Origin of the sequence: Halorussus sp. MSC15.2 (genome assembly GCF_010747475.1) — an archaeon.
In the GTDB taxonomy this organism is placed as follows: Archaea; Halobacteriota; Halobacteria; order Halobacteriales; family Haladaptataceae; genus Halorussus.
On the sequence record NZ_VSLZ01000001.1, the window covers coordinates 571,512 to 596,985 of the forward strand.

The following is a 25,474-nucleotide window of genomic DNA, read 5'->3' on the forward strand; positions in this document are numbered from 1 at the left end:
TCCGAGCGAACAGATATTTGAGTCGAGCGCGACGACGTGTCGGTAATGTTGGACGGTCTGCGCTCGCGCTACCACGCGGTTCTCCGGCGCGTGCGTCGGTTCGAGCGGCGTGAAGTCCGGGAGTTCCGCCGGTGGATAGAGCACACCGCGAACCTCATCCACCTCTCGATTCTGCTCGTCGTTCCGCTGGTCATCGCGGCCGTGACCGCCGTCTCGAACTCCGTGGACGTGCTCCCGTTCGTCCTCTTCCCGCCGCTGGCGTCGGGCACCTTCACACTCTTCGCGGAACCGGAGGGCGAGTACGCCTCGCCCACGAAGTTCGTCGGCGGACTCACCGCCGGGGCGCTCTGCGGGACCGTCGCCATCTGGGTCGGCCTCCACACGTCGATGCGCGACCCCCTCGGCGCGAGTCAGTTGGTCGTCTCGCCGGTCGAGGCGGCGCTGGCCATTTTCCTCACCGGCGGGGTGACGTGGGCGCTCGACTTCGAGGAACCATCGGCGTTCTCGACCGCGCTACTGGCGCTCATCGCGCCCGCGTTCACCAGTCCGGTCGGGTTCGACGAGTTCTTCCTCCAGTTCGTCGCGTCCGTCTTCCTCGCCAGCAGTATCGTCGCCGTCACGTTCCACGTCTGGCGCGAGCAGTTCTACGAGCGCCGGTCGCAGTTCCTCTACCAGTCCACCAAGGGCGACGACCACGTCCTCGTCCCGATGCGCGGCGAGGGGAGTCGGACCGCGGCCATGTTCGGCGCGCGACTCGCGGCGGCACACGACGCCGGAAAGGTCGTGCTGCTCGACGTAGTCGACGAGGCGGCCATCGAAGCGGCCGAGCACACGGTACAGGTTCCAATCGGGACGACCGGGACCGAGTTGATAGACCCGGAGGCGGCCGAGGCCGAAGGCGTGGAGTCCGAGGAGATACAGGTCGCCGAGGAGTCGGCCCAGCGCTTGGAGACCGAGGCCAACCGCATCGAGACCAAGGTCGGCGTCCCCTGCGAGGTGGCCGTCGTCGGCGACGGCGAGAATCCCGCCCAGACCGTCTTGAAGGCGGCCCGCGAGACGAACTGCGACCTCGTGGTCACGCCGTACGAGGAGGAACGCGGCAGTCTGTCGGAGTTCGTCCGCGGCCTGTTCCGGAGCGACATCGACGCCATCGCGTTCCGGTCGGGCGGCGAGTCGCGCGACCGCTGGAAGCGAGTGCTGGTCCCGGTCCGGCGACCGGGCGACACCGCCCACGCGATGATAGACTTCGCGCGGCGACTCACCGGTCTCGCCGGGAGCATCAGCGTCTGCACCTGCATCGACCGCGAAAACGAGCGTCGGTCGGCCGAGACGACGCTCGCCAACCTCGTGGAGACGTTCGAGGGGTCGTTCGAGACCCGGGTGTCGCGGGCGTCCATCGAGTCGTTCCTGTCGGCCAACGACACCTACTACGACCTCACTATTCTGGGCGCGAGTACCGACCGGTCGGCCGCTTCGCGGTTCGTCTCCCCGCCGACGTTCGAGCGCTTGCAGGACCTAGAGTGTGACGTGGCTATCGTCCACCGAGGGTAAGTCGTGCGAGCGCTCGCGGGGTATCGACTCCTCGCGACCGAGAGTCTCCGGCGACTTCGTCGTGCTGTCCGCGGCGATTCTCTCGACGGGTGCCATCGTCGCCGGAGCCACGCCGATGACGAGTCTCAGCGGCGTCACCGAGTAGCGTTTCACTCGGTCGCTTCCGACCGACGCGTCGAACGACGGACGCTTCGTATTCCGAAAATAGCCGATTCTGATACGTCACAGTTACCTCTCGCAGACTCGTCCTCGCACGGAGCGCTATCCGAACCCCTCGGACTCGATACGGGACTGGGGGATACCGAGACGCTCGGCGGCCGTCACGAGACTGTAGACCATCGCGTTGATGCCGCAGGCGTACACCTCGCTGTTCGTCGGGTCGAGGCGGGCCTCGACGCCGGACTGGGGCGATTCGCGGAGCCAGCGTTCGAGTTCCTCGCCCAGTCCGGCGGTCACTGTCGTCGGGTCGGTGTGCTTGAGCAGGGCGTGCTGGACGTAGTCGGTCTCGCCGCCCCAGTCCGAGAGGACGGGTTCGCGGCTCAGACACGGCACGAAGTGGAAGTTCTCCCGCTGGCGCTGGAGGCGGCGAAACGCGTCCAGATACGGGAGGTCGTCGCGCCACGCCGCCCCGAGGAACAGCCAGACGTCCCGTCTGTCGCCCTCGTACTCGTCGCGGCCGGTCTCGAAGACGTACTCTATCATGCTCTTGAGCGGTGCCACGCCCGTCCCGGTGGCGAGGAACACCATGTCGCGCGGGGAGTGGTCTTGGAGGACGAGTTCGCCGTAGGGACCCCGAATCGTCAGTTCGTCGCCGACCGCGAGGTCGGCGCATATCTGGGGCGAGAGGCGGCCGCCCGGAACCCGGCGAACGCAGATTTCGAGTTCGTCCTCCGTGGGCGAGTTCGCCAGCGAGTACGCCCGCGACGTGCCGTCGTACCGGAGTCCGACGTACTGTCCCGCGAGGAAGTCCACGTCCGTCTCCGTGCGGAAGCGGACGCTGGTGAGCATCGGTTTCGGTCTCTCGACTCGCTCGGTGAGCGTCGCGACTCGCCGGGCGACCTCCGGGTAGTCGTCGCGCGCGAGTCGCGAGGAGACGCGTTCGCAGTCCTCGCGGCCCTCGACGGGACCGTACTCACGAGACAGACCACGTTCGTCGAGCAATCGAGAGATGGCGGCCGTGACCTCCGGCCGCCGGTCGCGGTCCATTCTGGTGACGTTCGTAACCCGCGCGGACTCGGTGATGAGCGGAAGGTCCGCGACGGCGTCGTGTTGGGACGCGTGTTCCCGTACCGGTACTGCCATATCCAACGCCGAGACCGGAGGTGGAAATACGTAGCGATAGCCGACGGTACCCGCACTCGCCAGTCGTCCCGACGAACTACGCGACTCCGACTCCCGGATACGCCCCGGCGACGCCGGAGTCGGCGTTCGTCGGTGAGTTCCGTCGGTCGAACGCGTCGGTCGGTGACGACCGAAGCGCTCGCGCCGTCGAGACGTCGCCGTCTTCGCGAATCACGACGACCGTCACGTCCTGCTGGGTCCGCCGTTCGATTCGTTCTCGGAGGGCCTCCGCCGTGTTCGGCGACCCGCCGACGGTCCGAACCGTCACCGTCGAGGGGTGTCGGAGGAAGAGTTCGGTTTGGTACGAGAACTCGACCGAGAGGACTTGCGCGTCCGTCTCGGACGTGATGTCGCCGACCGTCCGCTCGAACTCCGCGTTCTCCGAGATGTTGACGGTCGTGAGGGCGAGCGACGACGAGAGGACGAGGACGGCCGCGAGGAGCAGGGCCGCGCGTCGGACGACCGCCCGGCGAGCGGTTCGCTCGGCGAGCCAGTGTTTCGGTCGGTAGCCCTGAATCCAGAGCGTGGCGAGACTCGCGACGTTGATGGAGAGGACGTTGATGAGGACGAGAATGGCCGCGCTCACCGCGGCGGTCACGTCGCCGTAGGCGATACCGAGACCGACGGTCGCCGCCGGCGGGATGAGGGCGACGGCGATGGCGACGCCGACGAGCGCGACGCTCGTCGTGCTGGTGAGCGACATCGCGCCGGCCACGCCCGCGCCGAGCGCGACCACGAGCGCGAGGGCACCCGGATTGATTCGCTCCGCGACCTGCCCGATGAGTCGAATGTCGGCGTGGGGCAGGAACGTCGCGCGGACGAGTCCGCCGAACGCGGCGGCGCTCGCGACCGCGACGAGCAGGCCCGCGAACTGCGCCTTCACGCTCGTCCGAAAGAGGTCGTCCTCGTCGAGGATACTCCCCACGCTCGCGGCGATTGCCGGACCGATGAGCGGGGCGATGACCATCGACCCCACGACGACCGCGGCGCTGTTCATCAGGAGACCGGCCGTCGCGATAATCGTACTCAGGACCGTGAAGACCACGTAGTTGGCCGTAATCGGTGCTATCTCCGCGGCCCGAGCGCGGAGTTCCTCCCGCGCGATTCGACCGTTCGTCTCCTCGATGGTCTCCTCGGCCGTCGGCCCGTCGTGTCGCTGGCGCTCGAATCGGTCCGAGAGGACCGTTTCGAGTTTGCTGACCGTCACGTACCCCTTCCGTTGGACGCCGATAGCCCGGAGGTCGTCCAGAAGCGCCTCCACGTCTTCGGGTTCCGTGGGGACGAACACGAGCGCCGCGTAGTCGCGCCCCGACGTCTCGTCGGTGAGAAAGTAATCGACGTCGGCCTCCGACAGCACCGACTCGACGCCGTCGCGCTTGCCGACGGGCACGGCAATCTGGAGAAATCGCATATCAGGGTGGTACCGTCCCGGCTCAAATAACCTTGGGAAACGCGGAATAGAAACGCCGTTCGGTGTGGACGACCCCGCGACTGTCGGTCGATGTGACCCACGAACTCGTCGTCAGATACGGGGTTCCGACCGCGAGACGGGCTCAGTGGTTCGCGGACTCGCCCGCGAGTCTGTCGGCGACGCTCTCCATCCCGTCACTCCCGAGCGCCGAGCGCACGAGCAGGTGGCCGCCGATGGTCGCGGGACTGATGACCGTGTCCGCGCCCGCCCGCTTGAGTTTGACCACGTTCTCGCGGTCGGTTGCGGCCGCCACGATGCGCACGTCCGGGTTGAGTTGTCTGGCGGTCAGCACCGCCAGCGCGTCCTCGGCGTCGTTGTTCGTGGCCGCGACGACGGCCCTCGCTTCCTCGATGGCGACCCGCCTGAGCGGGTCCTCGTCGCTGGGGTCGGCTTTCAGCACCTTGTACCCCCGGTCGGAGAGTTCGGTCGCGCGCTGTTGGTCGGGCGTGACGACGACGAACTCCACTTGTCCGTCGAGTTCGGTCAGTATCGGTTCGGTCAGGTCGCCGTAGCCGAGGACGACCACGTGGTCCTCGAGGAGTTCGAGTTGTGATTCTGTCATTCTTCCGAGTGCGGTCGCGAGGCGCGCTTCGATGGCGGGGCCGAGCAGGGAGGCGAGCGCGACGGCGAACGTCGTCGCACCGAGGACGACCACCGTCAGGCCGAACAAGCGGGCGGTCTGGGTCGCGGGCGCGGCGTCGCCGTACCCCACGGTACTGGCCGTCACGAGCGTGTAGTAGAACGCGTCTAACAGCGTGTTGACCCCGTTGAACTGGTCGGCCAGCGCGTACGTGCCCGCAGTTCCGTACACCAGCACGCCCACGAGCGCCGCCATGGCGGCCAGTTGGGTGGCCGTGAAGTCCACTTCGCGGTCGAACCGGCGTCTCCCGACGAGAACTATCGGGAGCGCGGCCACCGAGAGGACGACCAGCGGGAGCGAGTAGGGACTCGACTGGACCAACCCCTGCGCCGCGGTCAGCGGCAGGAGCAGCACCGTCGAGTACCACGAGAGTCGGAGACCCCGACGCATTCCGAGGGCGCTCGCGAGCATCAGGAATCCGGTCAGCGTCCCGGTGAATCCGGCGGTCTCCTTGGCCCACTGTGGAATCTGCCCGCCGAAGAGGTTCTGGGCCGACGCCGCGGTGAAGCCGATGCTGGAGATGCCGGTCGCTATCGAGAGGACCGCCACCGCCAACGTGAGCGTCACGGTGAGCCGAACGCCGATTCGGCGTCGCCACGTCGCCGCCTCCATACCGGTCCTGTCGCGGTCACCCCAAATAAACCGTCGGTACTCCGCGGGGACTCGTCGGCGGTCCGACAGTCGGTCGTCGCTCCGCCGCACCGGACCGTCGGCGGTCCGGTGGCCCCGCGTCGATAGTTCTTTGGGGGTGGTCTGTCTGTCCGGAACGTACGAATGCTCCTCGTCCCGGACCTCCTCGTCGAACTCCTCCTCGGCATCTACATCGGGGTTCTGACCGCCGTCGTGCCCGCGCTGGTGGCGTGGTCGCTCGGATTCACGTTCAAGTACTTCACCGGCGTCACGATTCCCGGGTTCGGTGTTCTGGTGTTCGGGGTCGCCATCGCCGGGATTCAGGGCGGCCTGCTCGGTCTGCTCGACCCCCAGTTCGTCGCCTCGCCCACGGCGCTGGTCTCGGCGCTCGTCGTGATGATGGCGACGCTCTACGCCCACGCGCAGGGCGACAAGATGGGCGCGGAGTTCCCGCGTCGGTTCACCGTCCGGGGTCTCCGCGAGCGCGGCCTGTCCGCCGACGCGGTCGAGCGCGTGGGTCGGTTCGGACAGGTCCGGGTGCGGGTGGCGGGCGAGGTCGGCGACGTGGAGGGGTATCCGCCGCTCCCCGACGACCTCAGGGCGACCCTGCGGGACGGCGAGTGGACCTTCCCCGCCGACCTCCCGCTGTCGGAACTCGAACTGCGCCTCGAAGAGCGACTCCGGACCGACCACGACCTCGCGGAGGTGTCGGCGAGCATCGACTCGCGCGGTCGGGCGACCGTCAGCGCGGCCCCGCCAGCGGGCGCGCTCTCGCGGCGGGTCCCGAAGGGCCAGCGCGCGGTCTCGGTGGACGCGCTGGTCCCGACGGGGCTTGCACGTAACGACGAGGTGACGGTCTCGACGGCCGAGACCACGGTTGACGGAACCGTCCTGAGCGCCCGGTCGGGGGAGAGCGCTTCGGCCCCGCCGACCAGTCGCCCCGCCGCGCTCGACGCCGACTCGGACGAGGACCCCGACGAGAGCGTTTCGAGCGTGGCCCCGACTGCGAGCGCCGCCGGAGCGCGGGCGACCGGCGGCGACGGCCGGGTGACACTCGCCGTGCCGCGGCGCGACGCCGAGACCCTACTGGGGACGGAATCGGCCGACCTCCGGGTCCGCGCCCGGGGCACCCGCCGGGAGTTCGAACTCCTCTCGCTCCTCCGGCGCGACGGCAAGCGAATCCAGCGAGTCGAACTGGCGGCGGGCGGTCCCCTCGACGGCGTGACGCTTGGCGAGGCGGCGCTGCGCGAGCGGTGGAGCGTCGCGGTGCTGGCGGTCCGGCGCGGCGGAACGTGGACGGTCGCGCCCCGCGGCACGACCCAGCTCGGGGCGGGCGACGAACTCTACGTCGTCGGGTCCCGCGAGGCGCTGGACCGCTTCGAGGAAGTCGGTCGGAGTCCGAACGCGGCGGAGGCGGGTCGGAGTTCGAGTGACGGGGCGACCGGTCGGCGTTCCGGCGACTCGGGGGTGAACCGATGAGTCTCCTCGCCGCACTCGAACGCCCGGCGATGGCGGTCCTGCGCGTGGTCGGTCTCTCGCTGCTCGCCGGAGGCGTGGCCACCGTGGCGGGCGTGGGCTACCGGTCGTACACCCACGAGGAGATGCCGGAGGGGTTGGCCGTGCTGGTCGGCACGGGCGTCGTGGGCGCGTGGCTGAACACCACCACGGCGCTCCGGCAGTTCCTCAGCACCGGAGAGGCCGGACCGACGCCCGAAACCGCGCTCGTCAACGTCGCTGCGTTCGTCTTCGGTGCGGCGGCGGCCGCAATCGGCGCACGGTCGGGCGCTCGAATCCTCGCGGACGTGGTCGGTTTCGACGCCGAGGTGAGTCGGTTCGTGGGGTCCGTGGGTCGGTTCGTCGCGGTCGAACTCCCCGAGGGAATCGAGGACATCGACGGCTACGAACCCCTCGACGCCGCGACGCGCGAGACCATCGCGGGCAAGACGCTCCGGTTCCCCCGCGGACTGTCTCGCGCCGAACTCACCGAGCGCCTCGCCGAGCGACTCCGCGACGACTACGGTGCTGGTCACGTGGACGTGGAACTCGCCGACGACGGCACCGTCGAGTTCCTCGCGGTCGGCGGACGGGTGTCGGGACTCGGGCCGACGCTCGCGCCGGGGACGGTCGCAGTCGCGGTCCGAGCGGACCCGGCGTTCGGTGCCAGCGCGGGCGACTTCGTGCAGGTGTGGCGGCGCGCCTCGTCGACGGAGGGCGAGGCGGACGCCGCCCCCGAGCGCGTCGCCACGGCCGAACTCCGGGCGGCGGTGGACGACGTGGCGACCCTCGCACTCGACGCCGCCGACGCGGCCCGCCTCGACCGCGACGCCGAGTATCGCCTCGTGACGCTCCCGGCGGAACTCCGCGCGGACCGGGAGTTCTCCGCGCGCCTCCGCGCGGCGGACGAGACGTTCGGCGCGGTCACCCTCTCCGAAGCGAGTCCGCTGGTCGGCGCGCCGGTGGCGAGCATCGACGCGACGGTGGTCGCGGTGCGCGACGCGACGGGCGTGGAGACGATTCCGGCCGACGACCGCCGTCTCGCGCCCGACGACACTATCTACGTGGTCGGGCGGCCCGACACGCTCCGACGCATCGAGGCCGCGGCGAGCGAGGCGACGCCGACGGATAGCGAGAGCGAGGCGACGGTCTCCGGCCGGAAGTGAGCTATTCGTCCGTCCTTCTGCGCGTTCGCGGTCCGCGGCGGATGCGCTCTTTCGTGACCCGCACGTTGCCGACCGGTCTCCGTCTCCCTTCGGGAGCGATGGAACAAAGGCCGACCGACCCGAAGGTCCCGACATGGAGTGGAAGTTGTTCGCCGACCTCGCCGAAATCGCGGGCGGGAAGCAGGTGGAAGTCGAAACCGGTCCCGGCGAGACGGTCGGCGCGGCGCTGGCGGAACTGGTCGCCGAACACCCGGACCTCGAAGCGCGCATCTACGACGAGGACGGCGACCTGCGCGACCACATCAACGTCCTCCGGAACGGGACGAACGTCCACACCGAGGACGGACTCGACACGGAACTCGAAGACGGCGACGAACTCGCGCTGTTTCCCCCGGTCAGCGGCGGGTGACCCGGCCCGGAGACAGTCGCCCCGCTCTCCCGGCGTAGGGAGCGCCTGAACTCCGGGAGGCGTCGCTTTCTCTCCGGTCGTCCCAGCCAGAAGTTCTTAACGGCGGGGTCCGTTACTCGTAACGGATATGGGGTCGGGGGACTCCGGAAACGACACGCTCGACGAGTTGGTGCCCGAGCATCGCTCGCTCGACACGCTGATACCCGGCGACCGGAGCACGCCGTCGTCGCTCGGCGAGCGCGTGGCTCACTGGTTCCTCTTGCGCGGTAAGCGGGCGCACGTCACGCTGGTCCTGTTGGTCGCCGTCCTCGTCGTCCTGTTGCTGCTGTCGGTCGTGCGACCGGTGGACGTGTACGCGCTCCTCAACGACACGAACACGGTTCAGACGCTGTTCAACACGCTGTTGAGCGGCATGATTCTGCTGGTCTCCGTGGTCGTCTCCATCAACTCCATCGTCCTCTCCGAGGAGATAACCGACATCGAACACCAGCGCGAGCGAATCGACGCCTCGATTCGGTACCGCGGGCAGATAGAGCAGTTCATCGAGGGCGACGTGAGTCCGGCGCGTCCGGCCGAGTTCCTCCGGGCCATCCTCAAGATAATCGACCAGCAGTCCTCGACGCTCGCCGACATCGCGGCCCGGAGCGACGACGAAGAGTTCCGCAGGGAGGCAAAGACCTTCTCGGACAACATCACCGACGAGGCCGAGCGCGCGGGCGAGACGCTGACCGACGCCCAGTTCGGCACCTTCAGAGTCCTGCTCGCGGGTCTGAACTACGACTACTCGTGGCAACTCCACGTCGCCCGCCGGTTCCAGCGCAAGTACGGCGAGGGACTGGACGACGACGAGCAGGCGGCGATAGAGGACATCGTGGAGACGCTGAAGGTGTTCGCCACCGGCCGGGAGTACTTCAAGTCGCTGTACTACAAGCGCGAGTTCGCTCACCTGTCGAGTCGGTTGCTCTACGTCTCGCTGCCCGCCATCATCGTCACGTCCTACGTCCTGCTGGCGCTCGACACCAACCTCTTCCCGCAGGTGTCGCTGTTCGCGCTGTCGCCGCTGATGATATTCGTCAGCGTCGCCTACACCATCGCGCTCGTTCCGTACCTGATGCTCACCGCGTACGTCCTCCGCGCGATGGCGGTGACGCTCCGGACCCTCGCCTCCGGTCCGTTCATCCTCGAATCGGGCGGCGGGTTCGAGAACTTCGACTGGGAGGAGGACGACGTCGAGGTGTCGGACCCGAACATCCCCACGGAACACGACGAACGGACCGCCGACGAACGCACGGACGACGAGCAGGAAGACGAACGGGCGGCCGAGAAGAAGCGCACCGACGAGCGAACTGCCGAAGACGATTAGCGCGTGAGGTCCGCCGCGAGCACGAAGTCGGGTTCGTCGGAGACTTCGACCCGGCAGAGCGCGGCGTCGCTGACCGCCCGGACCGTCTCGGGTATCAGCATCCGGACGCGGTCGGCCCCGCGGTCGGCGGCGTCGCGGGCGACGGCGTCGAACAGCGCGTCCGCGCTGGCCGCGTCCTCCCACGCGCCGACGCCGTACTCGACCCATCGGTCGGTCTCGTCGCTGTCGACGGCCGCGTCCTCGGCCGGGCGCTCGTACTCCCGGACCCTGTGGGTGAACCCTCTCGTCCCGTCGTCCTGCACGACGAACAGGCCGCCGTCGTCGGCCGCGGCCCGGAGGTGGTCGCGCGTGAGTTGGGAGACCGCCCACGTCTCCTCGTCGTCGAGCGCCAGACCGCGGAGGTGGTCGCGGGCGTCGCCGCCGGTCCAGAACCGCCACGCCGCCTCGGGGTCGGCGGTGATTTCCGCGTCGGGGTCGGCGTCCGGGTCGGGGTCGGGGAGCGCCCACCGGAACTCCGTGGCGGGGTCGTAGCCGGTCGCCCGCGACTGGCCGAGACCGGGGACGTTCCACGAGAACACCATGTTGCGCATCACGGTCGCGCCCTGCTCGCGCGCCCACGAGAACAGGTCCTCGGTCATGCGACTCGCGACGCCGCGCCCGCGGAACTCGGGGTTGACTCGCATCCCCTGCCCCCACGACTCCCAGTCCGAGAGCAGGACGCACTGGACGATGCCCGCGATGTCGTCGCCCGCGTCGGCGACCACGGTCCGGCGGTCGTCGCCGTCTATCCAGTCGTGGTAGATGTCCGGGATGTAGTCGCCGCCCTCCCGGTCGGGCCACGTGTTCTGGGTGAACGCCGCTATCTGCTCGTAGTCCTCGTGGCGGGCCTCCCGCAACTGAATCGTCGCGCCCGTCATGCTCACTCCCACGGGACCGACCGCTCGGTGATTTCGCCAGCGATGGGGGTCCGCACGGTCGCCTCGGGGTCGTCGCTGTTGGCCAGCGACCACATCAACTTGACCTTCGCGGTGCCGGGGAGCATGTCCTCGCCCTCCACGACGCCCGCGTCGAGCAGGTCTCGGCCGGTGTCGTACACCCGGTCGCAGACCCGGCCCTCGATGCACTGGCTGGTCATGACGACCGTGGTGCCCGAATCGACCAACTCCGCGATGCGGTCGGTCCAGTCCGAGTGGACGTGGCCCAGTCCGGTGCCTTCGAGGACGAGGCCCGCCTTGCCCTCGGCGAGGTCGAGCGCGGACTCGTCCATACCGGGCGTGAACTTCAGCAGTTCCACGTCGGACTCCAGTTCCGGCGCGATGTCGAGGTCCGTCTCGCCGCGCTCGGCGTAGTCGCGCCGAACGTGACTTCTGGCTCGTCGCCGCCGTACGCGACTTCGCCGAGGGGCTTGCGGCCCACCGTCTCGAAGGCGTCCCGGCGCGAGGTGTGATTCTTCCGGACCCGCGTCCCGCGGTGGAGCGCGCACACGTCGTCGCTCTCGGTCGCGTGCATGCAGACCATGACCTCCGCGGCGTCGGCCTTGGCGGCCTCGACGGCGCAGACCGCGTTCATCACGTTGTCCGAGGAGGGTCGGTCCGCCGAGCGCTGGCTCCCGGTGAAGACGATGGGGACCGGCGTGTCGAGCACGAACGACAGCGCGCTCGCGGTGAACTGCATCGTGTCGGTGCCGTGCATCACGACCACGCCGTCCGCGCCCGCCTCTATCTCCTCGTAGACCGCCTCCGCGAGGTCGCGCCACACGTCGGGGGTCATGTTCTCGCTGAGGATGTTGGCGACGACGCGCCCGCGGTAGTTCGCTCGGCCCGCGAGGTCCGGGACCGCCCGCAGCACGTCCTCGGCGTCGAACTGCGCGGTCACCGCGCCGGTTCGGTAGTCCACCGTCGAGGCGATGGTACCGCCGGTGGAGATGAGCGAGACGGTCGGGAGGTCGGGGTCGAACTCGACTTCGGAGGACTCCTCGGTGTCACCCTCTTCGATGTCGTAGACGTCGCTTTCGAGGACGTCCACGTCGGCGTCGGCCCTGTCGATACCGACGTTGTAGCCGCCCTCCAGCTTGACGACGAGGTTCTGGCTCGTCGAGGAAGGGAGCAGTACGCCCTCGTAGGTCTGGTCGGCCCGCTGGACGCGGACGCGGTCGCCGGGATTCATACCACGAGGTACCGGCGCGCCGGACTTGAAACCATCTTTTCGGCGCGTGGGGACGATTTGCCGACGGCGAGACGACGAGTCGGGTCTACGCGGGGATTCCGAGCGCACCGTCCCCGGTTCTGACGTTCCACCCCGTCGGACCCGGGTTTTATCCGAGACTACTCACGGTACGGAAAGACCCATTACCTCGGCCGTCTCACATTCTCGTATGCCTCAGCGCTCCGACCAGCGCACGCGCGACTCGGTCGCGGACGACTTCACCGACGTTCTCGGTGACGACTCCGCGGACGCCGAGTCCCAGTCGCCCGAACCGTCGTCGTTCCTCCAGCGCGCCAAGCACCGCGCCGTCGGCATCTTCTCGCCGCGCCTGTTCCTCTACGCGCTCGTCCTGCTCGGCGGCGGGACGGTCGCCGGGAACGCCTTCATCCCGCTTCCGTTCCTCGACAACCTCGCGGGACTGCTCGGCGCGTTCGCCGGGGCGTTCGTCCTCGGACTGGCGGTCGAACGCTCGACTATCGTCGAATCGGCCGCCGCGGGCGCGGTCGCGGCGGGAATCACGGTGATGCTCGGTCACTTCGCGCTGACCGCCTTCGGCGGGATGGGCGTGCCGCTCGTGGCGTTCGGCGCGGGGACCGGTCTCGTGGCGGGCGCGCTCGGAGCCTACTTCGGCGGCGACCTCCGAGACGGCCTGACGACCGACATCTGACGCTTCGAGGAACCGCTTCGGCACGCGATGGTCGTCTCTCAGAATCCGCCCGCCAGTGTCTACTCACGCTACTCCGCCAGAATCCAGTCCCCGTCCTCGTCGCGGTCCAGAAAGCCGCGGTCGGCCAGTTCCGCGAGCGCCGGTTCGACGACGTGACCGGGGGCTTCGACCGTCCGACACACCTCCTCGACGGTGGTCGCGCCCCCCGCGACGGCCGCCAGCACGTCCGCCCGGAGGCGGGCCTCCCCGTCGCCGTCCACGGCGTCGCCGAGTCGGTCCTGTACGTCGGTGATGCGGCCGTGGACCCACCGCTGGGCGAGTGACAGTTCGCGCTGGAGTTGCTGGAGTTCGTCGAGCTCCGCCGCGAGAGCGGTGGCTTCGCCGACCGTCTCGGTGCTCTCGTCCTCGGCGTCCGGGTCGCCGCCCTCCGTCCCTTCGTCGCCGACCTCGGTGGTCTCCGGTTCGACCGCCCCGTCCCCGGTGTCCGCTTCGAGTTCACCGTCTCCATCTGTCTCCGTTTCTGCGTCTTCTCCCGGTCCGTCTTCGTCGGTGTCAGACGAGTCGAGTTGGACGTTGAGCGAGACGTAGCGCCACCGACTCGCGTCGAGGTTCGTACTCGCCGGGTACGCGCTCTTCATGCCGAACTCGTAGGGCGAGACGCTCACCTCCAGTCTGAGGTTGCGCGAGATGCTGAAGTACTTCCGGCGCTGGTCGTCGGTGCGACTCTCGACGAGACCGGCGTCCTCTAGCTTCCGGAGGTGGTCGATGACCGCCTTCGGGCTGACGCCGAGGTACTCGCTAATCTCGGTGACGTAACAAGGTTTGCGCGAGAGCAGACGGAGGATGCGTCTGCGGTTCTCGTTCCCGAGGATGTCGAGTAGCTCGGCGGAGTCCATTCGCTATCAGGACTACGAATCGCGTACTCAAAAGCGTGTCTTTCGGTCGTGTCTGCACCGTGTGCCGCGTCGGGAAGGGGTACGTCGTACCGCGTCACGTCGTGGCCACGGTCAGTGCGCCGTCCGGGATGACGGTTCCGACGTCGAACGCGGTCTCGACGTGGGCGACGAGTCCGGGTGCTGCCGTGGCTCCGCGGAGCACCTCGCGGACCGTCGGCGACGTGTCGGGTTCGACCGACGGACCGTCGCCGGAACTCGCGTTTCCGATATCGGTACTGCCACTCGGCGGGCCGCCGGTCGCGTTGCGGTCGCCCGCCGTGCCGTTACCGTTGCCGACGCCGGGTCCGTTACCTGTGCCCGCCGTACCGTTTCCGTCACCGTCGCCGTTGCCGTTTCCATCTCCGTTGCCGTTCCTATTTCCCACGTCGGTCCCGTTCCCGTCGCCATCGCTGACACCGACGCCGTTACCGTTTCCGACGCCGTTACCGTTGCCGACGCTGCTGTTGTTGCCGACGCCAGTACCGTTACCCCGTTCGGCCGGCGGACCGCGTTGGCCGTTGCCGACGCCGGGTCCGTTACCGACACCGGTCACGTTGCGGGCGACAGAGGCGATTTCCGGACCGGTCAGGTTCGCGGTCTCGGCCCGGAGCGTGCCGAGGGTCTCGACGCTGGCGTTCACCTGTCTGGCGCGGGCCGTAGTCGTATTGATGGACGATTCGAGGGCGTTAATCTGGCCGATGAGGCGGCTAATCTTCGCCTTGTACGCGGTTTCGCTGACGTTGCCAGCCTCACGCTCGGCGACGAGTTGGGCCTTCTGCTGTTTGAGGTCGCGCAGTTCCGAACGGAGTTCGGAGGTTCGACGTTCGACCAGTCGAACCTGCTTCGACTCGTTCTCGGTAGCGTTGAACGACGCGGACCACATGCCGGTTTCGACCGCACCTCCGACTTCCGCGGTACTCGACTGCATGAACGACGAGATGTCCGCACCCAGCGACGAGTTGTCGGTGGAGTTGTTCTCGGCGCGTTGGGCGTTCGCGGGACCGACACCCACTTCTGTCACATCGGTAGCGCGACTCACCGACACCTGCACGTCCTCGTCTCCGACCGCGTCGATAGCGCGGGGTTCGACCGCGTTGATAGCGCGGGCGTCGGCGTCACCGTCGAGAGCAACTGCGGTCGCATCGAATCCGCCGGGGGCGACTGCACCCGCCGGGACGGCGGCGGCGGTCAGCGCACCGCCGACGACGAACAGCGCCAACAGGGCGGCTCGGTAGAGGCTCATCGGTTGGTCCTATACTCCCGTGGCTTAAAAAGGGCGACATTCGTTCGCTCCGTTCACGGTGGTCACACGGGATGTCCAAATCGGTTCGTAGAGTTTAAAATCGGCTTAGAACCCGCCTACGCGCTACCGTCGGCGTTCGAAAGTCGGCCGAACGCGCTGGCGGCGGTCGCGACCGCCAGCACGGAGAGCGCGACGGTCGCTACGGGCAACAAGAGGCCGGGTTCGTACCGAAGCGGCGGGTGGAACCCGAACAGATAGTCGACGGCGTCGTTCGCCAAGAGGGCCACCAGCGTGGTTGCCAGCGCCCCGCGAGTCGTCGCGCCGAAGTACGGTAGCAGGGACGCCTCGACCACGAACCCGAGGTGAGTCACGATGATGAACCAGTACGCCCAGAAGGCGTCGGGGTTCCACGGCGGCCCGAAGTAGGCCGAGAAGCCGAGATTCAGCGAGACGAACGTCCAGACGCCGTACTTGACCAGCCACGCGAACGCCAGCGTGTGGAGGTAGGCCAGCGCGCGGTTCTGCGGTGCGTCGCCGAGCGGACGACCGAGGTTCGGCAGGAGCGTGACCAGCGACAGCGTCACCAGAAACAGCGCGGCGGGCGAGTCGGCGTAGAACGGCCAGAGGTAGACGGGAACCTCGGGCAACGTTTCGACGTAGAACTGGACGCCGACGAGTATCGCCAGCACGTTCACGACCAGCAACCGCGCGAGATTTGGTCCGTCTTCGAGGTACCGACGCGCGTATCGCTCCAACGTCGCCATGCAGGGGACGCGGAGCGCCAGCGACTAAGGTCTTCCCGGAACGCGGGTGCGCGACTCGGCGGGACGTCGCTCGAACGGACTGCCGGACGGCGGCCCTCGGTTGCCGGCCCGAACGGTGTCGTGCTTTACAGTGGCGTCTCTTTCGTCCTCGCAGTGCCGACTGCTTTCCGCCCTCGACGTTTCTCTCTTTCCGTCTGTCTCCTCACTCTGCACTCGTCTCGGAACGCCTCTCGTCCACAGAAAGTCGAAACCCATTAAAAAGTGGAATTGCCCTACTATATAAATATTTACGTAACGTTTATTGCTACGTAGTGGTATATGACACCACGACCCATGTTCGAGGAGTTTTCGAGCGGCTACTACCTCGGTCGGCTGTACGTCCAACCGTCCGAGCGAGAGGAAGCGGTCATGCGCCGCGACGAACACGAGCGCATCAACGAGCAGTTGTACACCTCGGGTGAGGGCATCGAACGACTCGACAGTCCGCTCGTGATGAAGGTAGACCAGCGACACGTCGCAGTCCACGGGGACGAGGGCGTTCCCGAGGGGACGCTGGCGCTACCCGAACGCCTCCTCGACGACACCCGTATCCGGAACCCGCCGACGCTCAAGGAGGTCCTGCTGGCGAAGGCGGACCGCGCGGACCAACTGCTCCGTTATCAGGAGACGACGCCCGGCGTCGGAACGTGACCCGCGACTAATTTTACGCATCCGAAAACAAATTTAAGCCCCGTAGCCATAGACTCGGCTATGGCAAAATCGGTCCTCGAATCGAAGAACTCCCTGACCTACACCGAGATTCACGCCGCCATCCTCGGTGCGGTCGTCGGCGTCCTCGCGGGCTACGCCCACGGTATCGGCCGAACCGACGTGGCAGTCGGATTCGCGGCCGCCTTCGTCGCCGTGGCGCTGGGCCTGAAGTACACGGGGAAGATACCGGCCGCCCAGCAGACGGTTCGGCGCGAACCGTGGTACGCGCTCGCGGCCCTCCTCGCGGGCGGCGCGGTCGGACTCGCGGTCGTGTAGCCGGTTTCGAGCGCTACTTACCCCACTTCCGGGACTGCTTGGGCCGGTCGCCGACCGGTTTCACGTCGAGCGGTTCGTCCTTGGCCGCCAGCGCTTCCAGCGCGGCCTCGGCGCTCGCCTCGGTCGAGAAGTACGTTATCTCCTCTTCGACCGCGGTTTCGAGGGCGTCGCGGTTCCGGGTCACGAGCAGGTCCACTTCGCCGCGCTGAATTGCGGTAGTCAGGTCGTCGAACTCCGCGACGTCGTAGTACTCCTCGAAGCCGTCCACCGGCAGGTCCACGACCGCGGTCCCGCCCTCGGGAATCGGCTTTCCGGTCGAGTCTTGGGCCTTGTCGTACGCCTTGCCGAAGGTGTCGGCGGTGCCCATGACCTCGCCCGTGGACTTCATCTCCGGGCCGAGACGGGGGTCGCTCCCCGGCAGGCGGTCGAAGGGGAGGACGACCTCCTTGACGCTGACCTGTTCGGGAATCTGCTCCTGTGCTTCGAGGTCAGCCAGCGATTCGCCCGCCATCACCTTCGCGGCGAGTTTGGCGATGGGGACGCCCGTCGCCTTCGAGACGAACGGGACCGTCCGCGAGGAGCGCGGGTTGGCTTCGAGGACGTACACCTCGCTCGCGGTTTCACCGCTCGCATCCGAGGCGCTCTGCGCCTCGCTCTCGCCGTCTTGGACCGCCAGCTGGACGTTCAGCAGGCCCACGGTGTCGAGCGCCACCGCGATGTCCTCGACGACTTCGCGGACCCGACCGAGCGTCTCGTCGTCCAGCGCGCGGGTCGGAATCATGCAGGCCGAGTCGCCGGAGTGGACCCCGGCCGACTCGACGTGTTCCATCACGCCGCCGATGAGCACGTCGTCGCCATCTGCGACCGCGTCCACGTCGAGTTCGACCGCGTCCGCGAGGAACTCGTCCACGAGGATGGGCTTGTCGGGCGAGACCCTGACGGCCTCCTCGATGTACTCCTTGAGTTCCTCGTCGTCGTGGACCACGTCCATCGCCCGGCCGCCCAGCACGTAGGAGGGACGGACCAGCACCGGGTAGCCGATGTCGTGGGCGAGGTCGAGCGCCTCCGCCTCGCTGGTCGCGGTGCCGCCCTCGGGTTGGGCGATGCCGAGGTCGTCCATCAGGCGGTTGAACCGGTCACGGTCCTCCGCGAGGTCCATCGCTTCGACCGCGGTGCCCAGAATCTCGCAGTCGAGACCCCGGCGCTCGATTTCGGCTTCGAGCGGTTCGCCGATGTCCACCGAGGTCTGGCCGCCGAACTGGACCATCACGCCGTCGGCGTTGGTCGCCTCGACGACGTCCGCGACTTCCTCTGCCGTAATCGGCTCGAAGAACAGACCGTCGGAGGTGTCGTAGTCGGTCGAGACGGTCTCGGGGTTGTTGTTCACCACGTGGGCCTCGATGCCCTGTTCGCGCAGGGCGCGGACCGCGTGGACCGAACAGTAGTCGAACTCGACGCCCTGCCCGATGCGGATGGGACCGCCGCCGACCACGACGACGCTCTCGACGTCCCTGTCTACCTGCACCTCGTCGCGGCCGAGTCCTGCGCCGGGACTGCGCGAGGAGTAGTAGTACGGCGTCGAAGCCGCGAACTCGCCCGCGCAGGTGTCCACCTGCTTGAAGTCGCGTTCGGGCGCGGTGGCCTCCACGTCGTCGATGGTCGCACTGCCGCCGCTCGGATTCCGCGGGGCGGCGTCCGCCGCGCTCTCGGTCTCGCCGCCTGCGACCGCGGCGACCTGCTGGTTCGTGAAGCCGGTCTCGGCCGCCCGCTCGAAGTTCCCTTCCTGCGCGGCGACGACGGCCTCGGCGACGTTCTCGTAGCGCTCGACGTACCACTCGTAGATGCCGGTCAGGTCCACCACGTCCTCGACGGTGTAGCCGCGCTCGAACGCCTCGAACATGGCGTACGGGCGGTCGGGCGTCGGGGCTTCGAGGTAGTCGGTTTCGAGGGTCTCGTCGTCCACTTCCGCCCAGTCCACGTCGGGTTCGTACTCCGAGGAGCGCAGGGCCTTGAGGAGGCTCTCCTCGAATGTCCGACCGATGGCCATCGCCTCCCCCGTGGACTTCATCGCGGTGCCCAGTTCGAAGTCCACGTCCGGGAACTTGTCCTTGGGCCAGCGCGGGACCTTCGTGACAACGTAGTCGATGGCCGGTTCGAAGGCCGCGGTGGTCTGGCCGGTAATCTCGTTCTCTATCTCGTGGAGGCGCTTGCCGAGCGCGACCTTCGCGGTCACGCGGGCGATGGGGTAGCCCGTCGCCTTCGAGGCGAGGGCGGAGGACCGGGAGACGCGCGGGTTGACCTCGACCACGCGGTACTCCCCGCCGGGGGTGCCGTCGTCGCGCCACGCGAACTGGATGTTACACCCGCCCTGAATCCCGAGGTCCCGGATGACTTCGAGCGCGGCGTCGCGCATCTCCTGATGGCCGTCGTCGGGGATGACCTGCGAGGGCGTCACGACCGTGGACTCGCCGGTGTGGATGCCCATCGGGTCGATGTTCTCCATGTTGCAGATGATGATGGTCGAGTCGCCCGCGTCGCGCATGACCTCGTACTCCAGTTCGACCCACCCCGAGATGGACTCCGTGATGAGGACCTCGCTGTTGCGCGAGAGGCGCAGGCCCTTCCGGACGCGCTCGACGAGTTCGTCCATGTCGGAGACGACGCCCGACCCCGACCCGCCGAGGGTGTAGGTCGTCCGGGCGATGACGGGCAGACCGCCGACTTCCTCGACCGCGGCCTCGACGCGTTCGCGGAGGTCGTCCTCGGTCAACTCGGCGACCGTCTCGCCCTCGTCGTCGCCGTCGCCGTCGTCCAGAGAGATGGTGGTCGAGCGCGCGACGGGTTGGTCCAACTCGCGCATGCGCTGGCGGAACAGGTCGCGGTCCTCGGTGGCGTAGATGGTGTCGAGGGGCGTGCCCATGATGTCCACGGCGTACTCCTCCAAGACGCCCTCCTCCGAGAGTTCCGCGGTGACGTTCAGGCCGGTCTGGCCGCCCAGTCCCGCGATGACGCCGTCCGGGTTCTCCTTCCGGATGATTTCGGCGATGGCTTCGGTCGTGATGGGTTCGATGTAGACCTCGTCGGCCATCTCCGGGTCGGTCATGATGGTCGCCGGGTTGGAGTTGACCAGCACGACTCGCGCACCCTCCTCCTGTAGCGCACGGCAGGCCTGTGCGCCGGAGTAGTCGAACTCCGCGGCCTGTCCGATTTGAATCGGTCCGCTACCGATGAGCAGGATGGTCCGTCCGTCGCCTGCGTTGTCGTCGGTCATTGGTTGGTAGTGTGAAGTTCGCTCATCGTAATAAATCCGGCGATAGATTACGACTTCCGAAACGAGATTTCGAAATTCGAATTTGGTATCGGTTCTCACGCGGTGCGACCGTCCGAGAGTGCGTCTCGCCGAGACGGGTTTCCGAGAACTGGGGGTACAAGCACCCTCACTGTCGTCGAGAACGAGCCCCGAGAAACGGGGGCAAATAGCACACCGCTACTACTACCACAACCGCTTTGACTGCCCAGTCAGTCAGTTACGATAGTTACGCGATTCGCATGTCGGACGAATCCCCCACCGAAGATATCATGGACGCGACCTACAGGGCGCTCTGTAGACACGGCTACGCGGACGTGACGATGGAGGACATCGCCGCCGAGTCCGAGAAGAGCAAGTCGGCGTTCCACTACCACTACGAGAGCAAGCACGCCCTGCTGCTCGCGTTCCTCGACGACCTGCTGGAGTCGTTCACCGCGCGACTCGACGCGGTCGAGGGCGAGACGCCGCGCGACCGCCTGCTCGGCACTATCGACGCGGTGCTCGAACCGTCGGCGGAGTCCCCGAACCGGGAGTTCAAGACCGCGGTGCTGGAGATGAAGGCGCAGGGTCCCTACGACGAGGCGTTCCGCGCTCGCCTCGACGACTTCGACCGGGCGCTGCGCGACCGCTTCGCTGCGGTCCTCGCCGCGGGCGTCGATTCGGGCGACTTCCGGGCGGACCTCGACGTCGAGGAGACGGCGGACTTCCTCGTGACGGTCTGTAACGGCGCGCAGACCCGCAGCGTCGCGGTCGGTCGCACCACCGAACGGACGCGACGCACCCTCGAACGCTACGTCGATTCGGACGTGCTCGCCACCGACACAAGCACGGAGGCCGAACGGTGAGCGTCCGCGACCGACTCGCGCAGACGCGACGGCTCATCGCGCGTGCGTTCGACCAAGAGAGCCTCGACCTCACGGAGGGCGGCATCGCACAACCGCTCGTCCTGCTCTCGATTCCCATCGTCATCACCAACCTGTTTCAGACCGCGTACAACCTCGCCGACACCTTCTGGGTCGGTCAGTACAGCACCGAAGCGCTCGCGGCCATCAGCTTCGGGTTCCCGATGGTGTTCCTGCTCATCTCGCTGGGGTTGGGGCTGTCGGTCGCAGGCAGCGTCATGGTCGCCCAGAACGTCGGCGCGGGCAACGAACGCGACGCCGAGTACGCCGCGTCTCAGACCGTCGTGTTCGCCGTCGTCGTCTCGATACTGCTGGGGGTCGCCGGGTACTTCGTCGTCGACGACCTCCTGCTGTTCTTCGGGGCCGAACCCGACGTCTACCCGCTGGCGGTCGCCTACATGCGAGTCATCTCGCTCGGTCTGGTGTTCATGTTCGGCTTCCTGATGTTCATCTCGCTGATGCGGGGCTACGGCGACACCGTCACGCCGATGGTCGTGATGTTCTTCTCGGTCCTGTTCAACATCGTCCTCGACCCGTTCCTCATCTTCGGTTGGTGGGTATTCCCGCGGATGGGTCTCGAAGGCGCGGCGTACGCCACCGTCTTTTCGCGGGCGCTCGCCTTCGTGGCGGGACTCGCTATCATGTTCGCCGGGGTACGCGGCATCGAAATCAACCTCCGAGACATGCGTCCCGACTTCGAGTTCGCCAGACGAATCGTCCGCATCGGTCTCCCGGCGTCGGTAGAGGGCACCGGCCGCGCGCTCTCCATCAACCTCATGCTGCTCGTCGTGGGGATGTTCTCGACGCCGGTCGTCGCGGCGTTCGGCATCGGTACGAGGGTGCTCTCGGTCGTCTTCATGCCGGCCATCGCGGTCGCTCGCGGCGTCGAGACCATGTCCGGCCAGAACGTCGGCGCGAACAACTACGACCGGGCCGCCGCGACGAGTCTGTTCGCCGCGAAGGCGATGTTCGTCGTCCTCTCGGCGGTCGGCGTCGTCGGCTGGCTCTGGGCCGAACCCATCGTCGGGGTGTTCACCACCGACGCGGACGTGGTCGCCATCGGCGCGACCTTCATGCGCTACGTCGCGCCGACCTTCGGCTTCATGGGCATCATGCGCGCCTACAACGGGAGTTTCCGCGGCGCGGGCAAGACGCTCACCGCGGCCGCCATCTCGGTGGGGGCGTTCGGCGTCCTCCGTCTCCCGCTAGCGTGGTTCGGCGCGCGAGCGCTCGGCTCCGACGGCATCTGGCTCTCGTTCGCCGTCACGAACGTCGTGGGCGCGTCGGTCGCGTACGCATGGTTCCAGCGCGGGACGTGGCGCGACGCCGACCTCACTCGCGGACCCGGGCCCGCGCCGGGCGACGACTGACGCGGTTGGCCCGGCGTCACACCGCACGAACTGCCGCGAACTATCGAAGACGGTTTTACCTACCCCCCGCAATTCCCAGCCAATGAGTACGGACGACACGGCATCCGACGCCAGCACGCCCACGCCAGAGGACCACGAGAACGCCCGCCAGCACGTCGTCGCCGTGAACGCGGACGACGAGGCCCAAGAGACGGTCAACCGACTCGAAGCCCACACGGGCGACGGTATCCGCCACCGGGCGTTCACGTCGCTGGTGTTCGACGGCGACGGCAACATCCTGCTGGCCCAGCGCGCCCCCGACAAACGCCTCTGGGGGACGTGGTGGGACGGCACCGTGGCCTCCCATCCGGTGGAGGGACAGAGTCAGGAGGAGGCGACCCGCCAGCGCCTCGAAGAGGAACTGGGCGTCACCCCCGACCAGTACGACGACCTCCGCGTGACCGACAGGTTCGAGTACAAGCGCTACTTCGAGAACGCGGGCGTGGAACACGAGGTCTGTGCGGTCCTCAAACTCACGCTCGACGACCTCTCGCTCGACCCCGACGAGGAGGAGGTCGCCGGTCTGATGTGGGTCCCCTACGAGCGACTCCACGAGCATCCCGAATGGTACCGCCAACTGCGGCTCTGCCCGTGGTTCCAAATTGCGATGCGGCGAGACTTCGAGTAGAACTGCACTTCTTCGACGTTCTGTCGGTCACTCGGCGGGTGCGAAATCGGTCACTCGTCGAGCGGGAGTCAGCTATTCGCCGGGTGTCGGTGCGATTATTCGCCTCGTGAAGCTAGTCCGGCCAGATGCCCGGCCTCCTCCACGATTATCCGCTCGGCGCCCAACTTCGCGGCGTTCTCGCTCCCGGGCAGACAGAAGACGACCACGCCGTCGGCGACTCCCGCAGTGGCGCGCGTGCCGACGATTTTCGTGCCGATGTCCTCGAACGAGAGCGACCGGAACAGTTCGCCGAACCCCGGCAACTCCTTGTCGAACAGTTGTCGCGCCGCCTCGATGGTCACGTCGTCGGGCGTCACGCCGGTCCCGCCGGTCGTGACGACCACGTCCACGTCCTTCCGGTTGACCAATCCGTCGAGCGACCCCTGCACCCCGTCGTAACTGTCGCCGATGAGGTCGCGACTGACCACCTTGTGGCCAGCGTCTTCGAGCGTCCCGACGATTGCGTCGCCCGCGGGGTCGTCCGAGAGACTGCGCGAGGACGAGACGGTGACGACCGCCACGCCGAGCGAGTCCACGTCGTGGGCGTGATGGTCGTGGTCCGCGCTGTCGGCGTCGTCTCCGTGACCGCCGTCCCCGTGGCGGTCGTCGTCCCGAGCGTCCACCCCGTCGTCGCGGCCGCTCTCGGACGATTCCGCCGGGTCCTGCTCGTCCTCGTCGCGTCCGCGCCGCGTGTCGCGCGATTGGAAATCGACCATACGTGAGTATTTGACAGACAGCCCCTTAAATCAACGCCGTGAGCGCCTATTCTGTCGGTATTCTAACTTCTCTTCGAATCACCGAGACGAGAATACTGCGAAGTCGCTCGGCCAGACCCCGAAACCTCGGCCGCTTGAGGTACAGTTTTACCCCGCGAAACCCACGTCGTAGGTATGAAGGCTGTCCAGTTCAGCGAACACGGGGACCGTGACGTCATCGAGTACGACGAGTTTCCGGACCCGACGCCGGACCGCGACGAGGTACTAGTGGACGTGAAGGCGGGCGCGCTCAATCACCTCGACGTGTGGACGCGCAAGGGCCTGCCCGGATTGGACCTCGACATGCCCCACGTCCCGGGGAGCGACGCGGCGGGCGTCGTCCTCGAAGTCGGCGAGAACGTGACTCGGTTCGAACCGGGCGACCGCGTTGCGGTCTCGGCGGGCGTCTACTGCGGCAAGTGCGAGTTCTGCCGCGACGGCGAGTACTCGATGTGCGTGAACTACCACATCATCGGCGAACACGTCCGGGGCGTCCACGGCGAGCGCGCCGCGGTTCCCGAGGACAACCTCGTGGAAGTCCCCACGGGCGTCGAGTGGGAGACCGCCGCGGCCGCGCCGCTGGTCTTCCAGACCGCGTGGCGGATGCTCCTCAATCGCGGCGACCTCGACGCGGGCGAGAAGGTGCTGGTCCTCGGCGCGTCGGGCGGCGTCGGCCACGCCGCGGTCCAGATAGCCGACTACGCCGGGGCCGAGGTGTACGCCACCGCCTCCTCCGACGAGAAACTGGCGTACGCCGAGGAGGTCGGCGCGGACTACACCATCAACTACGACGAGAACGACTTCGCCGCCGAAATCCGGGAGCTGACCGGCAAGCGCGGCGTGGACATGGTCGTGGACCACGTCGGCGCGGCGACCTACCCCGACTCCATCAAGAGTCTCGCCAAGGGCGGGCGCGTCGTCACCTGCGGCGCGACCACCGGACCGAACCCCGGCGCGAGCCTGAACCGCATCTTCTGGAATCAGCTCTCGGTCATCGGTTCGACCATGGCGAACCCCGGCGAGGTGGACGACGTCCTCGAACTCGTCTGGGACGGCACCTTCGAGCCGCGAATCCGGGAGACCCTGCCGATGAGCGAGACGGCCAGCGCCCACGAACTGCTCGAAGACCGCGAGGGCTTCGGCAAGGTCGTCGTCGTGCCCGACAGCGAGTACGACGGATGACCGAGGACACCTACACGCACCGACCCGGTGACGTGGACGAGGGCCGCGGCGGCCGCGAGACCGACGAGGAGACCGACCTCTCGGACCCCGCCGCGCCGGTCGAGCGCGGACGCGAGGAGTGGGACTGGCGCGGTTGGGTGCTGGTCGGCGTCATTATCGTCTGCTTTCTGGTGATTCCTGCGACGATTCTGTTCCTGCCGCCGGTCCGCCCGTACAAGTTTGCCTACCTCGTCCTGCCGATGATTCCGGCGGTTCTGCTCGGCGCGACCGCGGTCTGGTCGGCCCAGCGGAGCGACTGAGCGCTCTCGCTTTTCTCGCCCGACCCCGGATTCTATATATCGATA

The 25,474-nt window shown here is 67.7% G+C and carries 23 protein-coding genes and 1 pseudogene; 14 read left to right on the forward strand and 10 right to left on the reverse strand.

The features are described 5' to 3' along the window. The first annotated feature begins 45 nt into the window (after positions 1-45). Positions 46-1,551, forward strand: coding sequence for an HPP family protein (locus FXF75_RS02970; RefSeq protein ID WP_163520057.1), 1,506 nt, complete (start codon positions 46-48; stop codon positions 1,549-1,551). Continuing rightward, complete coding sequence (locus FXF75_RS02975) at positions 1,523-1,696, forward strand: hypothetical protein (protein ID WP_163519530.1); 174 nt, start codon at positions 1,523-1,525, stop codon at positions 1,694-1,696. Before FXF75_RS02970 ends, FXF75_RS02975 begins: the two co-directional genes overlap by 29 nt. A gap of 116 nt (positions 1,697-1,812) precedes the next feature. Here FXF75_RS02975 and FXF75_RS02980 read toward each other — a convergent pair whose 3' ends face one another. From FXF75_RS02980 to FXF75_RS02990, 3 genes are all read right to left on the reverse strand, one after another. Beyond that, positions 1,813-2,853 (reverse strand): FAD-binding oxidoreductase, encoded by a 1,041-nt coding sequence (locus tag FXF75_RS02980; RefSeq protein WP_163520058.1) that lies wholly within the window; start codon positions 2,851-2,853, stop codon positions 1,813-1,815. Between the two features lie 76 nt (positions 2,854-2,929). Next, on the reverse strand, positions 2,930-4,303 hold the full coding sequence (locus tag FXF75_RS02985) for a TIGR00341 family protein (protein ID WP_163520059.1): 1,374 nt from the start codon (positions 4,301-4,303) through the stop codon (positions 2,930-2,932). Between the two features lie 142 nt (positions 4,304-4,445). Further along, positions 4,446-5,615 (reverse strand): NAD-binding protein, encoded by a 1,170-nt coding sequence (locus tag FXF75_RS02990; protein WP_163520060.1) that lies wholly within the window; start codon positions 5,613-5,615, stop codon positions 4,446-4,448. A 162-nt stretch (positions 5,616-5,777) separates the two neighbouring features. Between FXF75_RS02990 and FXF75_RS02995 the strand changes: the two genes are divergently transcribed. The 4 genes from FXF75_RS02995 to FXF75_RS03010 all read left to right on the forward strand — a co-directional run bounded on the left by FXF75_RS02995 (position 5,778) and on the right by FXF75_RS03010 (position 10,065). Continuing rightward, positions 5,778-7,112 carry a potassium channel family protein gene (locus FXF75_RS02995; protein WP_163520061.1) on the forward strand — a complete coding sequence of 445 codons (1,335 nt, stop codon included), beginning with the start codon at positions 5,778-5,780 and terminating at the stop codon, positions 7,110-7,112. Further along, positions 7,109-8,293, forward strand: coding sequence for a TrkA C-terminal domain-containing protein (locus FXF75_RS03000; RefSeq protein WP_163520062.1), 1,185 nt, complete (start codon positions 7,109-7,111; stop codon positions 8,291-8,293). Before FXF75_RS02995 ends, FXF75_RS03000 begins: the two co-directional genes overlap by 4 nt. Before the next feature lie 133 nt (positions 8,294-8,426). After that, positions 8,427-8,702 (forward strand): ubiquitin-like small modifier protein 1, encoded by a 276-nt coding sequence (locus FXF75_RS03005; RefSeq protein ID WP_163520063.1) that lies wholly within the window; start codon positions 8,427-8,429, stop codon positions 8,700-8,702. A 127-nt stretch (positions 8,703-8,829) separates the two neighbouring features. After that, positions 8,830-10,065, forward strand: coding sequence for a hypothetical protein (locus FXF75_RS03010; RefSeq protein WP_163520064.1), 1,236 nt, complete (start codon positions 8,830-8,832; stop codon positions 10,063-10,065). Here the strand turns inward: FXF75_RS03010 and FXF75_RS03015 are convergent. Together FXF75_RS03015 and gatD are read right to left on the reverse strand one after the other, a co-directional pair. Beyond that, the gene (locus FXF75_RS03015) at positions 10,062-10,982 is read right to left on the reverse strand and encodes a GNAT family N-acetyltransferase (RefSeq protein WP_163520065.1); all 921 of its coding nucleotides are present in this window, start codon (positions 10,980-10,982) and stop codon (positions 10,062-10,064) included. The two genes, FXF75_RS03010 and FXF75_RS03015, sit on opposite strands and share 4 nt — an antisense overlap. A gap of 2 nt (positions 10,983-10,984) precedes the next feature. Next, a pseudogene (gene gatD / locus FXF75_RS03020) lies at positions 10,985-12,231 on the reverse strand (Glu-tRNA(Gln) amidotransferase subunit GatD). 208 nt (positions 12,232-12,439) lie between these two features. Here gatD and FXF75_RS03025 point away from each other — a divergent pair. Next, positions 12,440-12,937 carry a hypothetical protein gene (locus FXF75_RS03025; protein ID WP_163520066.1) on the forward strand — a complete coding sequence of 166 codons (498 nt, stop codon included), beginning with the start codon at positions 12,440-12,442 and terminating at the stop codon, positions 12,935-12,937. A 68-nt stretch (positions 12,938-13,005) separates the two neighbouring features. Here the strand turns inward: FXF75_RS03025 and FXF75_RS03030 are convergent, their stop codons facing one another. The 3 genes from FXF75_RS03030 to FXF75_RS03040 form a co-directional block, all read right to left on the reverse strand. Further along, positions 13,006-13,833: a metalloregulator ArsR/SmtB family transcription factor gene (locus FXF75_RS03030; RefSeq protein WP_163520067.1), complete on the reverse strand. Its 828-nt coding sequence runs from the start codon at positions 13,831-13,833 to the stop codon at positions 13,006-13,008. Between the two features lie 94 nt (positions 13,834-13,927). Beyond that, complete coding sequence (locus FXF75_RS03035) at positions 13,928-15,115, reverse strand: cell division protein ZapD (RefSeq protein ID WP_163520068.1); 1,188 nt, start codon at positions 15,113-15,115, stop codon at positions 13,928-13,930. A 116-nt stretch (positions 15,116-15,231) separates the two neighbouring features. After that, on the reverse strand, positions 15,232-15,879 hold the full coding sequence (locus FXF75_RS03040) for a DUF1405 domain-containing protein (RefSeq protein ID WP_163520069.1): 648 nt from the start codon (positions 15,877-15,879) through the stop codon (positions 15,232-15,234). A 333-nt stretch (positions 15,880-16,212) separates the two neighbouring features. Here FXF75_RS03040 and FXF75_RS03045 point away from each other — a divergent pair, with 333 nt between their 5' ends. After that, complete coding sequence (locus FXF75_RS03045; RefSeq protein ID WP_163521072.1) at positions 16,213-16,569, forward strand: DUF5802 family protein; 357 nt, start codon at positions 16,213-16,215, stop codon at positions 16,567-16,569. Positions 16,570-16,629: 60 nt separating this feature from the next. Next, entirely contained in the window at positions 16,630-16,905 is a 276-nt protein-coding gene (locus FXF75_RS03050; RefSeq protein WP_163520070.1) for a hypothetical protein, read from the forward strand. A 13-nt stretch (positions 16,906-16,918) separates the two neighbouring features. Here the strand turns inward: FXF75_RS03050 and carB are convergent, their stop codons facing one another. Further along, positions 16,919-20,176 (reverse strand): carbamoyl-phosphate synthase large subunit, encoded by a 3,258-nt coding sequence (carB, locus tag FXF75_RS03055; protein WP_163520071.1) that lies wholly within the window; start codon positions 20,174-20,176, stop codon positions 16,919-16,921. A 278-nt stretch (positions 20,177-20,454) separates the two neighbouring features. Between carB and FXF75_RS03060 the strand changes: the two genes are divergently transcribed. From FXF75_RS03060 to FXF75_RS03070, 3 genes are all read left to right on the forward strand, one after another. Next, complete coding sequence (locus FXF75_RS03060) at positions 20,455-21,060, forward strand: TetR/AcrR family transcriptional regulator (protein WP_205427144.1); 606 nt, start codon at positions 20,455-20,457, stop codon at positions 21,058-21,060. Beyond that, on the forward strand, positions 21,057-22,487 hold the full coding sequence (locus FXF75_RS03065) for an MATE family efflux transporter (RefSeq protein WP_163520072.1): 1,431 nt from the start codon (positions 21,057-21,059) through the stop codon (positions 22,485-22,487). The genes FXF75_RS03060 and FXF75_RS03065 overlap by 4 nt, the downstream gene beginning before the upstream one ends. Positions 22,488-22,569: 82 nt before the next feature. Then, positions 22,570-23,154, forward strand: coding sequence for an NUDIX domain-containing protein (locus FXF75_RS03070; RefSeq protein ID WP_163520073.1), 585 nt, complete (start codon positions 22,570-22,572; stop codon positions 23,152-23,154). A gap of 95 nt (positions 23,155-23,249) precedes the next feature. On the opposite strand, the gene FXF75_RS03075 is transcribed toward FXF75_RS03070, so the two are convergent. Next, positions 23,250-23,909: a molybdenum cofactor biosynthesis protein B gene (locus FXF75_RS03075; protein ID WP_163520074.1), complete on the reverse strand. Its 660-nt coding sequence runs from the start codon at positions 23,907-23,909 to the stop codon at positions 23,250-23,252. Between the two features lie 174 nt (positions 23,910-24,083). Here FXF75_RS03075 and FXF75_RS03080 point away from each other — a divergent pair, with 174 nt between their 5' ends. Further along, on the forward strand, positions 24,084-25,130 hold the full coding sequence (locus tag FXF75_RS03080) for a zinc-binding dehydrogenase (RefSeq protein WP_163520075.1): 1,047 nt from the start codon (positions 24,084-24,086) through the stop codon (positions 25,128-25,130). Beyond that, on the forward strand, positions 25,127-25,429 hold the full coding sequence (locus FXF75_RS03085; RefSeq protein WP_163520076.1) for a hypothetical protein: 303 nt from the start codon (positions 25,127-25,129) through the stop codon (positions 25,427-25,429). Before FXF75_RS03080 ends, FXF75_RS03085 begins: the two co-directional genes overlap by 4 nt. Positions 25,430-25,474: the final 45 nt, after the last annotated feature.

Bases quoted from the DNA above. Each gene is read 5' to 3' on its own strand.
- FXF75_RS03070 (WP_163520073.1), top strand. From the start codon at position 22,570: ATGAGTACGGACGACACGGCATCCGACGCCAGCACGCCCACGCCAGAG.
- FXF75_RS02990 (WP_163520060.1), bottom strand. From the start codon at position 5,615: ATGGAGGCGGCGACGTGGCGACGCCGAATCGGCGTTCGGCTCACCGTG.
- FXF75_RS03060 (WP_205427144.1), top strand. From the start codon at position 20,455: ATGTCGGACGAATCCCCCACCGAAGATATCATGGACGCGACCTACAGG.
- carB (WP_163520071.1), bottom strand. From the start codon at position 20,176: ATGACCGACGACAACGCAGGCGACGGACGGACCATCCTGCTCATCGGT.
- FXF75_RS02980 (WP_163520058.1), bottom strand. From the start codon at position 2,853: ATGGCAGTACCGGTACGGGAACACGCGTCCCAACACGACGCCGTCGCG.
- FXF75_RS02995 (WP_163520061.1), top strand. From the start codon at position 5,778: ATGCTCCTCGTCCCGGACCTCCTCGTCGAACTCCTCCTCGGCATCTAC.
- FXF75_RS03075 (WP_163520074.1), bottom strand. From the start codon at position 23,909: ATGGTCGATTTCCAATCGCGCGACACGCGGCGCGGACGCGACGAGGAC.
- FXF75_RS03035 (WP_163520068.1), bottom strand. From the start codon at position 15,115: ATGAGCCTCTACCGAGCCGCCCTGTTGGCGCTGTTCGTCGTCGGCGGT.
- FXF75_RS03030 (WP_163520067.1), bottom strand. From the start codon at position 13,833: ATGGACTCCGCCGAGCTACTCGACATCCTCGGGAACGAGAACCGCAGA.
- FXF75_RS03025 (WP_163520066.1), top strand. From the start codon at position 12,440: ATGCCTCAGCGCTCCGACCAGCGCACGCGCGACTCGGTCGCGGACGAC.
- FXF75_RS03050 (WP_163520070.1), top strand. From the start codon at position 16,630: ATGGCAAAATCGGTCCTCGAATCGAAGAACTCCCTGACCTACACCGAG.
- FXF75_RS03040 (WP_163520069.1), bottom strand. From the start codon at position 15,879: ATGGCGACGTTGGAGCGATACGCGCGTCGGTACCTCGAAGACGGACCA.
- FXF75_RS03080 (WP_163520075.1), top strand. From the start codon at position 24,084: ATGAAGGCTGTCCAGTTCAGCGAACACGGGGACCGTGACGTCATCGAG.
- FXF75_RS02985 (WP_163520059.1), bottom strand. From the start codon at position 4,303: ATGCGATTTCTCCAGATTGCCGTGCCCGTCGGCAAGCGCGACGGCGTC.
- FXF75_RS03045 (WP_163521072.1), top strand. From the start codon at position 16,213: ATGTTCGAGGAGTTTTCGAGCGGCTACTACCTCGGTCGGCTGTACGTC.
- FXF75_RS03010 (WP_163520064.1), top strand. From the start codon at position 8,830: ATGGGGTCGGGGGACTCCGGAAACGACACGCTCGACGAGTTGGTGCCC.
- FXF75_RS02970 (WP_163520057.1), top strand. From the start codon at position 46: ATGTTGGACGGTCTGCGCTCGCGCTACCACGCGGTTCTCCGGCGCGTG.
- FXF75_RS03000 (WP_163520062.1), top strand. From the start codon at position 7,109: ATGAGTCTCCTCGCCGCACTCGAACGCCCGGCGATGGCGGTCCTGCGC.
- FXF75_RS03085 (WP_163520076.1), top strand. From the start codon at position 25,127: ATGACCGAGGACACCTACACGCACCGACCCGGTGACGTGGACGAGGGC.
- FXF75_RS03005 (WP_163520063.1), top strand. From the start codon at position 8,427: ATGGAGTGGAAGTTGTTCGCCGACCTCGCCGAAATCGCGGGCGGGAAG.
- FXF75_RS03015 (WP_163520065.1), bottom strand. From the start codon at position 10,982: ATGACGGGCGCGACGATTCAGTTGCGGGAGGCCCGCCACGAGGACTAC.